Annotated in this window: 10 protein-coding genes; 6 read left to right on the forward strand and 4 right to left on the reverse strand. The window is 72.1% G+C overall.

All coding sequences use genetic code 11. The features are described 5' to 3' along the window. Positions 1-6: 6 nt before the first annotated feature. Both V7S47_RS16600 and V7S47_RS16605 read right to left on the reverse strand, forming a co-directional pair. Positions 7-597 (reverse strand): hypothetical protein, encoded by a 591-nt coding sequence (locus V7S47_RS16600; RefSeq protein WP_336562619.1) that lies wholly within the window; start codon positions 595-597, stop codon positions 7-9. A 103-nt stretch (positions 598-700) separates the two neighbouring features. Next, positions 701-4027, reverse strand: a complete 3327-nt coding sequence (locus V7S47_RS16605; RefSeq protein WP_336562620.1) for a M4 family metallopeptidase — start codon at positions 4025-4027, stop codon at positions 701-703. 288 nt (positions 4028-4315) lie between these two features. On the opposite strand from V7S47_RS16605, the gene V7S47_RS16610 reads away from it, so the two are divergent. Then, on the forward strand, positions 4316-7039 hold the full coding sequence (locus tag V7S47_RS16610; protein ID WP_336562621.1) for an FtsK/SpoIIIE family DNA translocase: 2724 nt from the start codon (positions 4316-4318) through the stop codon (positions 7037-7039). Then, on the forward strand, positions 7036-8736 hold the full coding sequence (locus V7S47_RS16615; protein WP_336562622.1) for a helix-turn-helix domain-containing protein: 1701 nt from the start codon (positions 7036-7038) through the stop codon (positions 8734-8736). Before V7S47_RS16610 ends, V7S47_RS16615 begins: the two co-directional genes overlap by 4 nt. Here the strand turns inward: V7S47_RS16615 and V7S47_RS16620 are convergent. Both V7S47_RS16620 and V7S47_RS16625 read right to left on the reverse strand, forming a co-directional pair. Next, complete coding sequence (locus V7S47_RS16620) at positions 8718-9386, reverse strand: response regulator (protein WP_336562623.1); 669 nt, start codon at positions 9384-9386, stop codon at positions 8718-8720. The genes V7S47_RS16615 and V7S47_RS16620 overlap by 19 nt on opposite strands. Then, positions 9379-11010, reverse strand: a complete 1632-nt coding sequence (locus V7S47_RS16625) for a sensor histidine kinase (protein WP_336562624.1) — start codon at positions 11008-11010, stop codon at positions 9379-9381. Before V7S47_RS16625 ends, V7S47_RS16620 begins: the two co-directional genes overlap by 8 nt. Positions 11011-11096: 86 nt before the next feature. Here V7S47_RS16625 and V7S47_RS16630 point away from each other — a divergent pair, with 86 nt between their 5' ends. The 4 genes from V7S47_RS16630 to V7S47_RS16645 are packed head-to-tail and all read left to right on the forward strand — an operon-like array spanning position 11097 to position 14525. Beyond that, complete coding sequence (locus V7S47_RS16630; protein ID WP_336562625.1) at positions 11097-12083, forward strand: Bug family tripartite tricarboxylate transporter substrate binding protein; 987 nt, start codon at positions 11097-11099, stop codon at positions 12081-12083. Further along, positions 12080-12604, forward strand: a complete 525-nt coding sequence (locus V7S47_RS16635) for a tripartite tricarboxylate transporter TctB family protein (RefSeq protein ID WP_336562626.1) — start codon at positions 12080-12082, stop codon at positions 12602-12604. The genes V7S47_RS16630 and V7S47_RS16635 overlap by 4 nt, the downstream gene beginning before the upstream one ends. Next, a complete protein-coding gene (locus tag V7S47_RS16640; RefSeq protein WP_336562627.1) occupies positions 12604-14130 on the forward strand; it encodes a tripartite tricarboxylate transporter permease in 1527 nt (508 codons plus the stop codon). The genes V7S47_RS16635 and V7S47_RS16640 overlap by 1 nt, the downstream gene beginning before the upstream one ends. After that, positions 14127-14525 carry a universal stress protein gene (locus V7S47_RS16645; RefSeq protein WP_336562628.1) on the forward strand — a complete coding sequence of 133 codons (399 nt, stop codon included), beginning with the start codon at positions 14127-14129 and terminating at the stop codon, positions 14523-14525. The genes V7S47_RS16640 and V7S47_RS16645 overlap by 4 nt, the downstream gene beginning before the upstream one ends. The last annotated feature ends 48 nt before the right edge of the window (positions 14526-14573 follow it).

Here is a 14573-nt window from a genome sequence, read left to right on the forward strand (position 1 = left end):
GCGCACTCAGCAGCGGGTCCAGCCCGGGCCGGTGCCGCGCTGGGGGCGCCCGGTAGCGGGGTCGACGTCGACCTGCAGCGACCGCTCGCCCAACTCGACCACCAGCAGGTCCGGCCCGGCCCAGCGGACCCGGTCGAACGCCTCCTCCGGGAGGCCGCTCTTCGCGCACCCGACCGGCCATTCCCGGGCCAGCAAGGAGCCGGTCTGGCGCACTGACACCCGCCAGGCGGGCTCGTCGTCGCTGCCCGCCTCGCGTACGACGGCCTCGTACTCGGCGCGGTCGGGCGCCGGCGACGTCGCGACCGCCCCGTCCTCGCCGGGGGAGACCAGCCACGCCGCACCCCAGCCCAGGCCCGCCGCCAGGCAGATCGAGCCGAGGGCGAGCCGGGTCAGGACCCGGTCGAGCCGGAGTCGGATGCCGACGGTGACGAGCAGGGCGGCGGCGACGCCCATCGGGTAGGGGTGGTCGAGCAGCCGCGCGACCCAGACCAGGCCGAAGGGGTTGACCACGCCCACGGCGCCGACGACGACGAGAAGCGCGCCGAGGAGGATCAGTGCCCACCCCCAACGGTGGCGGGACGTGGAGCCATCGGTCACCGCGCCGGTCCTTCCTCTCGGAGGGCCAGTTCCCGCGCCCCGGAAGGCGGAAACCCCGCCGGACGACGTCCGGCGGGGCTCCCTGGGTGGTGCTGGTCGTGCGTCAGCGCCTACGGACCACGCGGATCTTGACCCGGTCCTTGCTGGGCTCGATCGAGGCGCTGCCCCGGTAGGTCACCAGGAAGGTGTGCGCACCGGCGCGGAGCCGCTTGACCACGAGGGTCACTCGGCCGTCGCTGCCGACCTTGCCGGAGACCACTCGCTTGCCCTTCAGGGTCACGACGACCTTGCCGACCGGCTTCACTCCGCCGGCCACGCTCACCTTGGCCTTGATCCGGACCGACTTGCCCACCGTGGTTCGCTTCGGCGTCGCCGAGGCCGTCGTGCGCGACCTGGCCTTGGCGACTCGGGCAGTCACCGAGGTGCGCGCCGGGGCGTTCGCCGCGTCGCCCGAGTAGGACACCGTCAGCTGGTGACGACCGGCCGCGAGCTTGGCGGGCAGGGCGATGCTCGCCTTGCCCTGGGCCAAGGTCGCCGTACCGAGCTGCTTCTTGCCCTCGGTCACCGTCACCGTGCCGGTGGGGTTGTTGCCGGCGACCGACACGTCCAGGCGGCTGGCCTTGCCGTACGTCGAGCGCGCCGGGACCTGCGCCGCCTTGATCGTCGAGGTGACCTTGCAGATCGTCACCTCGACGTTGTCGACGTACCACCCGTCGACGCCGTTGCAGCCGTCACGCCCGATGTCGAAGCGGAACTTCAGGTCGTCACCCGGCTTCGCGCCGGGGATCCGGCTGAGGTTGATCATGGACGTGCCCCACGAGCCCGTGGCCTCGCCACCATCGGTGCCGGTGAAGGCCGGCTGGCCGGCCATCGGGTTCGTGTTGCCGGCCCCGGCGGTCGCGAGCGCGGCGCCCGGTCCGTTGAAGAGGTAGGCCGAGGTCGGGACCAGCGCGTACGCGCCGCCGTTGACGCTGACCTTGACGTTGCCGCCGTCCCAGCCGACCTCGGTGGCCACGTAGTGGTCGAAGGACAAGGTCGGTGCCTTGCCCGCCGGGTACTCGATCGCCGGGCTCGCCAGCCCGTTGCGAACCGACCGGTCCTCGGCGTCGCCGAGGCAGCTGCCGCCACGAGCCGGGTCGGGTCCGTAGATGGCGCCACCGGTGTGGTCGGGAGCCTTGGTCGTGGCTTCCCAGGGCATGCCGCTCGAGCCCGGGAAGACCGTCTGCTCGTCGGCGGTCCAGCCCGCGAGGCCGTCCTCGAAGTCCTCGGCGTAGGTCGTCTCCGAGGTGAAGCCGTCGCCGCACGCCGACACGTTGTTCTTGGCGAGCAGCGGCTGGAAGTTGCACTGCACCGGCTCGACCCGGAGCTCGGTGGCCTGGGCCACGGCGTTCACCGCGGCACAGTCGGACGCAGTGATGGGTGTCGCCGCCTGCGGAGTGGCCGGACCGCCACCGGTGGCACTCGACCCGAGCGTCACCTTGTTGATCGGCTTCCCGGTCAGGTCGGTGCAGGACGCGGCCAAGCCGTCAGCGAGGTCGGCGAAGTCCGAGGTCGGAGTGAGGTAGGTGGTCTGCGTGCGCCAGAACAGGTTGGCCGCCTTGTCGAGACCGATGGCGGGCACGGTGACGCCGTTGGAGGTGCCCCCGTCCACCAGGAGTGCGTAGGTGTGGTTCACCACGCCGGAGTTGCTGTGCACACCGCCGTTGTCGGAACTGTCGCAGTAGTACTCGGCGTCCGAGACCTTGCCCGGGTCGCCGTAGCAGGTCGGGTTCCACATGTCGCGGATGGCGCCACCGAAGGCAGGGTCGGCCTCGCCCGAGAGCCAGCGGTAGGAGTCGTCCTTGTCGGCGGTCTCGACGTCCTTGACGGTGATGTTGACGGTGCCGGTGGCGGCCTTGATCTTCGTGCCGCTGGCCTGGTCGACCATCACGCCGTAGATGTCCGCGTCGCCCGACATGGACACCAGGGCCCCCGTGGTGTTGTTGCCGACCACGATGCCGGTGGCGCCGGCCGCCTCGGCGTTGGCGGCCTTGACGGCGAAGCCGCAGGTGCCGCGGTCGACGAAGACGAACTTGCCGCTGATCGCCCCCGCATTGGTGAAGGCCGTGCAGCCGTCCGTGGCCGAGGGACCCTCGGTGTTCTCGGCATCCGTCCCGATCACGAGGTCGGTCGTCACGCCGGTCTTGTCGAACACCGGCCCGAAGGAGGCCGGCGCCGAGTCGCAGTCGCCCGCGATGTCGGCCGGGGCGTTGATCCGCACGCCGACGGCGCCGCGGGTGTACTTCGAGCAGAGGCCGGACGTGCGCGGACCGGCCGGGCTCTCGTTGTAGCGGTCGTTGAGGATGTCGACGGTCTCACCCCAGATGTCGGAGTAGGCCTCGTTCATCGCGCCCGACTGCCACTGGTAGATCAGGCCGGACGTGTACTCCGTGTAGGCGTGACCCCACTCGTGCGCCACGGTGTCGTCGGAAGAGACTCCGGAGCAGTAGTTGGTGGTCTTTCCGTTCCAGTTGGCGTTCGGGCACTCGATGGTCGGGTCGTTGTTGACCGTGATCATCTTCGAGCCCTTCCCGTCGTAGGAGTCGCGACCGAAGGTGTTCATGAACATCCAGTAGGCCTCGCCGGTGCCGGCGACCTCGCTGGCCTGGTCGACGTCCAGACCGCCCGGGTAGGGGTCGCCCTCCTTCCAGACCTGGTTGGCCGGGGCGAAGGACTCCTCGTAGAGCTCGCGGTCGAGGGCGTGGGCGATCATCGACCAACGGTTGACCGGCTTACCGGTCTGCGCGTCGAGGATGACGGTCTCCCGAACCGTGCTGCCGTTGGAGACCTCGACGACCCAGGACAGGACCGGCGCACCGGTGACGCCGCGGGTGGAGCCCATCCGGTAGACGTTCAGCTTCGTGGAGACGGCCTTGGCCCCGGCGGTGTACGACGCGGGCATGTCGGGGTCGACGCCGCTCGGGGCGTTGGTGACCAGCGAGACGGCCTTGGCGGCCGCGTCGTCCTCGCTCAGGCGCGGGTCGACGGCGAGGTCGAGGTCGGGCGCGGCGTAGCCGCTGACGGACGTCAGGTCTCCCTGCTTGTCGAACTGCGCGCGCAGTCGGGAGCCGAATACCTCGACACCGCGGTAGACCTGGTCGTAGTCGACGGTCCAGCCGTAGGCGTCCGCGGTCACGTCCGCCTGCCGCAGCTCGCCGCGACGGGCGCCGAAGGCGGAGGCGTACTTGTCCAGGTACGCGTCCGCCTTGGCCGCAGCGGTGGACTTCGAGTCGGCCGAGGCCGACGGGAGCAGGTCGGTGGCGCGGGCGAAGCCCACGCGGCCCGTGGCCCGTTCGGTCGTGACCCGGGCCGTGCCCTGGGCATCGTCCCGCAACCGCTGGACGAGGGTGGTGTCGGCGGCGGAAGCCGGAGCCGATGAGGCGAGCGGCACGGCGGCCAGTCCTGCCCCGAGAAGAGCAAGGGTCAGACCTTGCCTGAGGAAATTCACGAGATTGCTACCCCTCCGAGTGGATGTAGTCGACCGGACGGAGTACGCCCGGCCCCAGCGGCACCCTAAGGACACGCGCCGGACGAGGTCTAGGGGCGCAGGACAATTCGTGGTGGTGAGAGTCGGGGGACGGAAGGTGTCCGGACGAGGACGCGCAGAGGTGGGCGACACGCCAGCCCGTCACTCCTGAGGTCCCTGTGACTGGTGTGACGATCGCCTAGGGTCGGGACCATGGCGACCCGTACGTCTTCCCCGCCGGGGTCGCGGAGCAAGAGCACGTCCACTTCCGGGTCGCGAGGCTCGGGACGAAGCGGTTCGACCCCCCGCGCCCGGAGTACCGGCAAGCAACCCACCAAGCAGTCGGCCCGACAGCCGGCCAAGCGACCCGTCAAGCGCGCCCCTGCGAAGAGCACCCGGGCTCGGACCTCGCGTCCGGCCCCGCGCGCCGTCCGCAGCGGGCCGGGACCGGTCGCCCGACTCTTCACCGCCCTCTTCCGCGGGCTCGCGACGGTATGGCTGGGCATCGCCCACGGACTCGGCGCGGCCGCGCGGGGCATCGGTCGCAGCGCCCGCGACCTCGACCCGGCGCACCGGCGCGACGGCGCCGGGCTCTTCCTCATGGGGCTGGCCGTCGTGGTCGCCGCGGCCGTGTGGTTCGAGCCCGGGGGCGGCGTCTTCGACTTCACCCGTACGGCGGTCGCCGGCTCGGTCGGCAAGATCGGCTGGTTCGTCCCGCTGGTCCTGGTCTGGGTCGGCTGGCGGACCCTGCGCGACCCGGAGCAGAACGGCCCGGTCGGCCGCCAGGTGATCGGCTGGACGGCCGTCGCCTTCGGCGTGCTCGGGATCGTGCACATCGCCAACGGCTCGCCCGAGCCGGTCGACGGAGACACCTCGTCGCTTCAGAGCGCCGGCGGGGCCATCGGCTTCGTCGTGTCCTCGGTGCTCCTCGACCTGCTGCGCACGCCGTACGTCGTGGTGCCGCTGCTGGCGCTGGTCGCCTTCTTCGGCGTGCTCGTGGTCACCGCGACCCCGCTCTACCAGGTGCCGGACCGGCTCCGCGACCTCGGCGACCGGCTGCTCGGCCGGCACTACGAGGACGACGACTCCGCTCGCGGCCGGCGTGGCCACGACGACGAGATCGACCCCGAGATGGGCGACCCGGCGTACGACACCCCGGTGCTGGAGGACCGCGAGGTCAAGAAGCGCGGTCGCAAGAAGGACGCGATCGACGTCGCGCTGGAGGAGGACGACCCGCACGACGTCGGGGTCGACCTGTTCTCCTCGGACCACCCCGGCGACCCCGGCGACCCCGGCGACGTGGACCCGGGCGCCGAGACCGAGGTCTCCGAAGCCGTCCGCGAGCGCGGGCCCGACGACACCGTCGAGCGGCCCGCCGTACGCGACGCGGGCGAGAGCCGGGGCGACCTGCAGCCGCCTCCGCACACCCCGCTACCGGCGCGCGTCGAGCAGCTGGCCCTGTCGGGCGACATCGTCTACTCGCTCCCGGCCGACGAGGTGCTCAAGCCCGGCTCGGTCCACAAGGCCAAGTCGAAGGCCAGCGACGCCGTCGTGGACCGGCTGACCCAGGTGCTGGACGAGTTCTCCATCGACGCCCAGGTCACCGGCTACACCCGCGGCCCGACGGTCACGCGCTACGAGGTCGAGCTCGGCCCCGGTGTGAAGGTCGAGAAGATCATGAACATCCAGAAGAACATCGCCTACGCGGTGGCTTCGGCGGACGTCCGGATCCTCTCGCCGATCCCCGGCAAGTCCGCGGTCGGCGTCGAGATCCCGAACGTCGACAAGGAGATCGTCTCCCTCGGCGACGTGCTGCGCTCCTCGACGGCGCGCTCGGCGACGCACCCGATGATCGCGGGCCTCGGCAAGGACGTGGAGGGCGGCTTCGTGGTCGCCAACCTGGCCAAGATGCCGCACCTGCTGGTCGCCGGCGCCACCGGCTCCGGCAAGTCGTCGTTCATCAACTCGATGATCACCTCGATCCTGATGCGCTCCACGCCCGACGAGGTCCGGATGATCATGGTCGACCCCAAGCGGGTCGAGCTGAACGCCTACGAGGGCGTCCCGCACCTGATCACGCCGATCATCACCAACCCCAAGAAGGCCGCCGAGGCGCTGCAGTGGGTCGTCCGCGAGATGGACATGCGGTACGACGACCTCGCCAACTTCGGCTTCCGGCACATCGACGACTTCAACAAGGCGGTCCGGGCCGGCAAGGTCGAGGTGCCCGCGCACAGCGAGCGGGTGCTCACGCCGTACCCGTACCTGCTGGTGATCGTCGACGAGCTCGCCGACCTGATGATGGTCGCCCCGCGCGACGTCGAGGACTCGGTCGTCCGGATCACCCAGCTGGCCCGGGCGGCCGGCATCCACCTGGTGCTCGCCACGCAGCGGCCCTCGGTGGACGTCGTCACCGGCCTGATCAAGGCCAACGTCCCGTCCCGGCTGGCCTTCGCGACCTCGTCGCTGGCCGACAGTCGGGTCATCCTCGACCAGCCGGGCGCCGAGAAGCTCGTCGGCCAGGGTGACGGGCTGTTCCTGCCGATGGGCTCGTCCAAGGCGGTCCGCGTGCAGGGCTCCTGGGTCACCGAGGCCGAGATCGCGCAGGTCGTCCAGCACTGCAAGGGGCAGCTGGAGCCGACGTACCGCGAGGACGTCACGGCGCCCGCCGCCTCGAAGCGGGACCTGGACGACGACATCGGCGACGACATGGAGCTGGTCATCCAGGCCATCGAGCTGGTGGTGTCGACGCAGTTCGGCTCCACCTCGATGCTGCAGCGCAAGCTCCGGGTCGGCTTCGCGAAGGCGGGCCGGCTGATGGACATCATGGAGAGCCGTGGCGTGGTCGGGCCCAGCGAGGGCTCGAAGGCCCGCGACGTGCTGGTCAAGCCCGACGAGATCGACGGCGTCATCGCGACCCTGCAGGGGGAGATGTGAGCGAGCAGCTGATGGACCACGAGACCGACACCGAGACCGCCCCCGAGATCACCGTCCGCCGCAACGCGGGCCTGGCCGGCGCCATCGGGGGCGTGGCCGCCGTCGTGGCGATCCTCTACCTCTCGCGCGCCAGCGGCTCCGGCGCGCTCCTCGACTGGGCGCTGTGCCTGGTCATGGGCGCCGTCGCCGCCGCCTGGCTGCAGGCCTTCGTCGACGCCCGCACCCCGCTGCTCGTGGCCGACGCCCAGGGCCTCCGGGTCCGCCAGGGCCGGGCCTGGCACGGCATGCCGTGGGACGCGGTCGAGGCGCTCGAGCACCTGCCCCGCACGGGCCTGCTGCGCGACGGACGCCTCGAGGTCTTCCCATACGACGGCGAGCCGCTCGCCGTACCGCTCTCCCTCTCGACCCGGGTCACCGGCGCGACCGGTGACCTGACCGCGGCCCTCGACGAGCTCGCCGCCGGCGCGGCCGAGGTCGTCGAGGTGTACGACGACTACTCCGCCTCCCCGGAGTCGGCCGCGGAGGACGCCGCCGCCGCCGAGCCTGTGGACGACGACGCCGAGTCGGCGCACATGTGCGCCGACTCGGCGGACTCCTCCCCAGGGGAGGACCCGGCGGAGGAGACGGACGGCGCGGGGGAGCGGCGGCTGCCGGACCCGCGGCCGTGGCTGGCCGGCGCGATCAACCAGCTGGCGCGGCTGCGTCGTACCCCGGGTGAGGCGCGGGCCGAGGACGAGCTGGTCGCCGAGGAGGTCGCGGCGACGACGCCGACCCCGGAGCCGGTGCGCGATCCCGCGACGGCGGCCCGGATCGAGGTCCGCAGCGACCTGACCGTCACCGCCGACGACGACGTCGAGCACACCGCGGTGCGGGCGCTGCGCAGCCCCGGCCGGGTCGACCTGGTCGAGGAGGCGGTCAACCCGGCGCCCGAGCCGACGGCGGTCGCGCTCCCGCGCATCGACGATCTCGAGGCGCCCGAGCCCGCGGTCGACCCCGTGGTCGGACCGCAGCTGGCGGCGGCCCGCGAGCGGCTGCGGCTCAGCGTGGACCAGCTGGCCGAGCGCACCCGGATCCGCCCGCACGTGATCGAGTCGATCGAGGTCGACGACTTCGCGCCCTGCGGCGGCGACTTCTACGCCCGCGGCCACCTGCGCACGCTGGCCCGGGTGGTCGGCATCGACGCGGCCCCGCTCCTCGCCGTCTACGACGAGCGGTACGCCGACGCGCCCGTCGAGGCGCGCCAGGTCTTCGAGGCCGAGCTCGCCACCGGTGCCCACGGCTCGCTCCGCGGCACCCGCGGCGGACCGAACTGGTCGGTGCTGGTCGCTGCCGTGATGGTGCTGGTGCTCGCCTGGTCGATCGCCCGGCTGTTCATGGACGGCCCGGTCGCGCTCGACAAGGAGCCGCCGCTGGACGGCTCCGCGGGCCTCACCAGCAGCGGGACCGGCTCGGTCACGTCGCTGCGGCTCGACGCCGCCGGCGGTGGCGCGGCGGTCAAGGTGGTCGACGGCAAGGGCGAGCTGGTCTTCACCGGCGACCTCGCCTTCGGCCAGGTCAAGACCTTGAAGAAGGTCGCGACGCCGATCAAGGTCACCAGCTCCGACGGCTCGCTCGAGGTCGCGCTCGGGGGCGGCGACGCGGAGGCGATCGGCGACACCGGCGAGCGGGCGACCCAGACCTACGTCGTGCGCCGGTAGCGTCGCTCGGGCCGCCCGCCCCCGCCGTACTGCAGGCGGACGGCGGCGCGGCCATCGGCGACGAAGTGCTCGAGGTAGCGCCGGGCGCTGACCCGGGAGACCCCCACCCGCTCGGCGGCCTCGGCCGCCGACAGCTCGCCCTCGTCGAGGGCGGCCAGCACCAGGGCGGCGGTCTCGGCGCTCAGCCCCTTGGGCAGCGCGACCCGGCTGCGCCCGACCGGGGCGAAGACGGCGTCGATGTCGTCCTGGTCCGGGACGGCGCCGCCGGCCAGCGCCCGGTGGGACTGGCGGAAGGCGAGCAGGCGGGCGACCAGGTCGTCGTACTCGAAGGGCTTGACGAGGTAGTGGGCCGCCCCGCTCGCGGCGGCGGCCCGGACCGTGTCGGCCTCGCGCGCCGCGGTCACCACGATGACGCCGACGTCGTTGCCGCCGCCGCGCAACCGACGCAGCACCTCGATCCCGCTGAGGTCGGGGAGGTGGACGTCGAGCAGCACCAGGTCGGGGGCCAGCCGCTCGACCTCGGCCAGCGCGGTCGTGCCGGTGGCCGCCTGACCGACCACGGTGAAGCCGTCGGTGCGGTCGACGAAGCGGGTGTGGATCGAGGCGACCATGAAGTCGTCGTCGACGACGAGCACTCGAAGATCAGTCATGGAGGTCCTCGGCGGGCAGGCGGGCGGTGAAGACGGCCCCGCCCTCGTTGTGCACCGAGACCGAGCCGCCCCGACGCTCGCACACGACCTGGACGAGCGCGAGTCCGACCCCGCGGCCGCTGGCGTCGGAGGGCTTGGTGGTGAAGCCGCGCCGGAAGACCGAGGCGACGTGGTCGGCCGGTACGCCGGGGCCGGTGTCGGCGACCTGCAGGACGAGCTCGTCGCCGTCGACCAGGAGCCGTACGTCGACCGTGCCGGGCTGACCGGTCGAGGCGACGGCGTCGACGGCGTTGTCGACCAGGTTGCCGAGCACCGTCCCGACGTCGGCCGACAGGTCCGGGCCGAGCCGGGGGAGCGCGCTGTCCTCGCCGAGGCGCAGCTCCACCCGTCGCTCGGCGGCCAGGCTGGTCTTGGCGATCAGCAGCGCGGCGACGGCGGGGTCCTCGACGATCCCGGTCACGGCGTCGCTGATCGCGGCCCGGCGGCGGGTGAGGGTGCCGATCAGGCGGCCGGCCTCGTCGTACTCCTGGAGCTGCAGGAGGCCCGAGATGGTGTGCAGCTGGTTGCTGAACTCGTGGGTCTGCGCGCGCAGCGTCTCGGTGACGCCCTGGCGCGCGCTGAGCTCGCTCTGCATGGCGAGCAGCTCGGTGCGGTCGCGCAGGGTGACCACCGTCCCGGCCGCCCGGCCGGACGCCTCGACCGGGTTGCGGTTGACGACGACCAGGCGCCCGGCCACGAGGAGTACGGCGTCCTGCACCTGGTCGTCGCCGGAGAGCAGGTCGAGCACCCGCGGCTCGAGCTCCAGCGAGGACAGTGGGCGCCCCTGGGCGTCGGCCGGCAGGTCGAGCAGCTCGCGGGCGCTCTCGCTCAGCACCGTCACCACCCCGTCGGCGCTGATCGCCACCAGCCCCTCGCGGATCGAGGTCAGCAGCGCCTCGCGCTGGTCGGCGAGTGCCGCGATCTCGGCCGGCTCCAGGCCGCGGGTGCGGCGCTTGATGAGCCGCGACAGCAGCCACGAGCCGGCGCCGCCCAGGGCCAGGCCGAGGGCCAGGAACGTGACGAGGTCATCGGTGGCCTCGCCGAGCCGCTCGGTCAGCGCCGGGTAGTCCTCGGTGACGACGACGACGCCGACGAGCGTCCCGGCCGGCGGCCGCCGCGCCGCATCCCCGGGATCCGGGTCAGCGTCGGAGAGGACCGGCACCTCGGCCGCGATGGCCCGCTCGCCCCGGTCCTCGATGTCACCCGTCCAGGCGCGCCGCTGCAGGACGCTGCGGTCGCCGAGGTCGACCGGGCGGCCGCGGCGGGTGGGATCGGTGCCGACGACCACGGTCCCGGTGGCGTCCGCGACGTACACGGCGGTGGCCCCCACGAGGTCCGCCCGGTCCTGCACGTACGACGTCAGCGCGCTCCGGTCGCCCGCCATCTCCATCGCGTCCCGGACGACCGCGGTGGACGCCAGGTTCTCGGCGGTGGCGCGCAGCCGGTCGCCCCGGGTCTCGCGGAACGACGCGTCGGCCTGCCGCAGGGAGACGACGGCCGAGACCAGCACGACCACGAGCAGCACGACGAGCTGGAGCAGCAGGACCTGCGCCGCGAGGCTCAGTCGCGGCAGCCGTGACCACAAGTTCCACAACCTCCATTGGTTACCGAAGCGTGACGGCCGCCACACCAGTGGGGATGCTCGTCACACCTGAACCTGACAGGAGAGACATGCTGACGGCAACACGAGCGGTCGCGGCCGCTGCCACGTTGGTCGCGGTCACGGTGACCGCGGGCTGCGGGGTCACCCGTGGCGACGACTCGCGCGACATCGCGATGTGGATCCCCAACAGCCCCGGAGGCGGGTACGACCAGACCGGCCGCGCGGCCGTGAGCGTCTTCGAGCAGAACGACGTCACGGGCGGCGACCTCGAGGTCACCAACATCCTTGGTGCGGGCGGCTCGGTCGCGCTCACCCGGCTGATGGGCGCCGCGGGCGACGAGCACACGCTGATGACGATGGGCCTCGGCGTGGTGGGGTCGGCGTACTCCTTCGCGCTGCCCTACAAGGTCACCGACGCCACCCCGATCGCCCAGCTGATCGAGGACCAGGAGGGAGTCCTGGTCCCCGCGGACTCGCCGTACGAGAGCATCGACGACTTCGTCGCCGCCTGGAAAGCCGACCCTTCCGGCATCGCCGTCGGCGGCGGCTCCAGCCCCGGCGGGCCGGACCACCTGTTCCCGATGCAGCTCGCCGAGGCGATCGGCATCGAGCCGTCCGACGTCCGCTACGTGGCGTACGACGGCGGCGGCCCGCTGACCAGCGCGCTGCTCGGCAACAAGATCGCCGTCGGCTTCTCCGGGCTCGGTGAGTTCGAGGGTCAGATCGAGGCCGGCGAGCTGCGGGTCCTGGCGGTCTCGGGCGAGGAGCGGCTGACCGGCGGGTCGGTCAAGGACGCGCCCACGCTGACCGAGTCCGGGATCGATCTGGTCTTCACCAACTGGCGCGGCATCCTCGCGCCGCCCGACATCTCCGACGCACGCCGCGACGAACTGATCGCGTTCGTCGAGGAGATGCACGACACCGACCAGTGGCAGCAGGCCCTGGAGGACAACGGCTGGACCGACGCGCTGAAGACGGGCGACGAGTTCGGCGAGTTCTTGGACGACCAGGACGCGCGTGTCGCGTCCACGCTGGAGGAGGTCGGTCTGCTGTGACCGAGACCCGGACCACCACGACCCCCGACACGGCTACCGCCGGGAGCATCGACCGCGGCCAGCTCGGCCTCGCCGGTGCCCTGGCCGTGATCGGCGGCTACACCGTCTACGACGCCACCACCCTCGACGTCGGCTTCGCCGACCCGGTCGGCCCCCGCGTCTTCCCGTACGTCGTCGGCGCCGTCCTGCTGCTGCTCGCCGTGCTGCTGGTCGTCGCCACCCTGCGCGGCTCGCGTCCGGAGGCGGAGGACGGGGAGGACATCGACCTGACCGTGCCCTCCGACTGGACCACGGTCGCCAAGCTCGTCGGCGTCATGGTCTTCACCATCGCGACCATCAGCGTCCTCGGCTGGGCGATCTCCGGCGCACTGCTCTTCGCCGGCAGCGCCTGGGCGCTCGGCAGCGCGACCCTCATCCGTGACGTCCTCGTCGGTGCCGTCCTGGCGGTCGTCAGCTGGTACGGCTTCTACGTCGGGCTCGGCATCCCCCTGAGCCCCGGCCTTCTCGACGGGATCCTGTGATGGAGAGTCTGTCCCTGCTCGGCGACGGCCTGTCGGCCGCGATCACCCCCGAGAACCTGCTCTACGCCGCGATCGGCGTGCTGCTCGGCACCTTCGTCGGCGTGCTGCCCGGCATCGGCCCGGCGATGACGGTCGCGCTCCTGCTCCCGGTCACGGCCGGCCTGGAGGTCACCCAGGCCTTCATCATGTTCGCCGGCATCTACTACGGCGGCATGTACGGCGGATCGACGACCTCGATCCTGCTGAACACACCCGGGGAGTCGTCCTCGGTGATGACGGCGATCGAGGGCAACAAGATGGCCAAGGCGGGGCGGGCCGCCCAGGCGCTCGCGACCGCCGCGGTCGGATCCTTCATCGCCGGCACGATCGGGACGATGGGCGTGGTGTTCTTCGCGCCGGCCTTGGCCGACATCGCAGTCGAGATCGGGGCGCCGTCGTACCTCGCCATCACGGTGATGTCGCTGGTGCTCGTCACCGCGGTCCTCGGCAGCTCCAAGCTGCGCGGCTTCATCGCGCTCTTCCTCGGGCTGACGATCGGCCTGGTCGGCCTGGACCTCAACACCGGTCAGCCCCGGCTCAGCTTCGGCACCTCGCAGCTCGCGGACCGCCTCGACATCGTCGTGGTCGCGGTCGGCATCTTCGCCCTCGGCGAGGCCCTGTGGGTCGCGGCCCACCTGCGACGTACGCCGCTGCAGATCACGCCGGTCGGCCAGCCCTTCATGAGCAAGGAGGACTGGAGCCGCTCGTGGCGGCCGTGGCTGCGGGGCACCGCCCTGGGGTTCCCGTTCGGCGCGATCCCGGCTGGTGGTGCCGAGACCCCGACGTTCTTGTCCTACCTGGCCGAGAAGAAGCTCGCCCGCAAGCCCGAGGAGTTCGGCCGCGGCGCGATCGAGGGCGTCGCCGGCCCGGAGGCCGCCAACAACGCCTCCGCCGCCGGCACCCTGGTGCCGCTACTGGCGCTCGGCCTGCCGGTCACGGCCACGGCGTCGATCATGCTCGCGGCGTTCCAGAGCTACGGCATCGTTCCTGGCCCGACGCTGATGGACGACCAGCCGGACCTGGTGTGGACGCTGCTGGCCAGCCTGCTGATCGGCAACACGCTGCTGCTGGTGCTCAACCTCCCGTTGGCGCCGCTGTGGGCGAAGCTGCTGCGGATCCCGCGTCCGCAGCTCTACGCCGGCATCCTGTTCTTCGCCTCCTTGGGTGCCTACGCGACGAACCTCGACTGGTTCGACCTGCTCCTGCTCCTGGTCTTCGGGCTCCTCGGCCTGGCGATGCGACGCTTCGGGCTCCCGGTGCTGCCCCTGATCCTCGGGGTCATCCTCGGGCCGTTGATGGAGCAGAAGCTGCGTGAGGCGCTGGCGATCTCCGGCGGCTCCGCCTCGGGCCTCGTCAACGAGCCGCTCGCGGTGATCGTCTACGCCCTCGTCGTCCTGGCCCTGGTGGTTCCCCTGGTGGTGCGCTGGGTGCGGCCCACGCCGACCCACGCCGAGATCGAGCACGAGAAGGAGATGGTGGAGCGATGAGCACGATCCTGGTGGGGTTCACCCCCGACGAGTTCGGCAAGGCGGCGGTGCGTCACGCCGCCGCCGAGGCCCGGCTGCGCGGCTACGGCCTGTTGGTCGTCAACGGCTCGAAGGGCGACGCCTACGTCGACAAGCGGTACGCCGCCCCCGAGGTCCTCGAGCACGTCGGCGACGACCTGGACGGCATCTCCTACGAGGTCCGCCAGGTGGTCGCGTCCGACGTGGCCGACGAGCTGCTCCGCGTGGCCGGCGAGGAGGGGGTCCGCCTGATCGTGCTGGGCATGCGGCACCGGACGCCGGTCGGCAAGCTGCTGATGGGCAGCGTCGCCCAGCGGGTCATCCTCGGCGCGGTCTGCCCGGTGCTGACCGTGAAACCGGACACGGAACCGGTCTGATCGCCGGTTGAGATGCTCCGGAGCGAGGAACGAGCGGAGGAGCCTCGA

The sequence above is a fragment of the Nocardioides sp. CCNWLW216 genome, assembly GCF_037120545.1.
GTDB classification, from domain to species: domain Bacteria; phylum Actinomycetota; class Actinomycetes; order Propionibacteriales; family Nocardioidaceae; genus Nocardioides; species Nocardioides lianchengensis.

Bases quoted from the DNA above. Each gene is read 5' to 3' on its own strand.
- V7S47_RS16610 (WP_336562621.1), top strand. From the start codon at position 4,316: ATGGCGACCCGTACGTCTTCCCCGCCGGGGTCGCGGAGCAAGAGCACG.
- V7S47_RS16620 (WP_336562623.1), bottom strand. From the start codon at position 9,386: ATGACTGATCTTCGAGTGCTCGTCGTCGACGACGACTTCATGGTCGCC.
- V7S47_RS16645 (WP_336562628.1), top strand. From the start codon at position 14,127: ATGAGCACGATCCTGGTGGGGTTCACCCCCGACGAGTTCGGCAAGGCG.
- V7S47_RS16640 (WP_336562627.1), top strand. From the start codon at position 12,604: ATGGAGAGTCTGTCCCTGCTCGGCGACGGCCTGTCGGCCGCGATCACC.
- V7S47_RS16630 (WP_336562625.1), top strand. From the start codon at position 11,097: ATGCTGACGGCAACACGAGCGGTCGCGGCCGCTGCCACGTTGGTCGCG.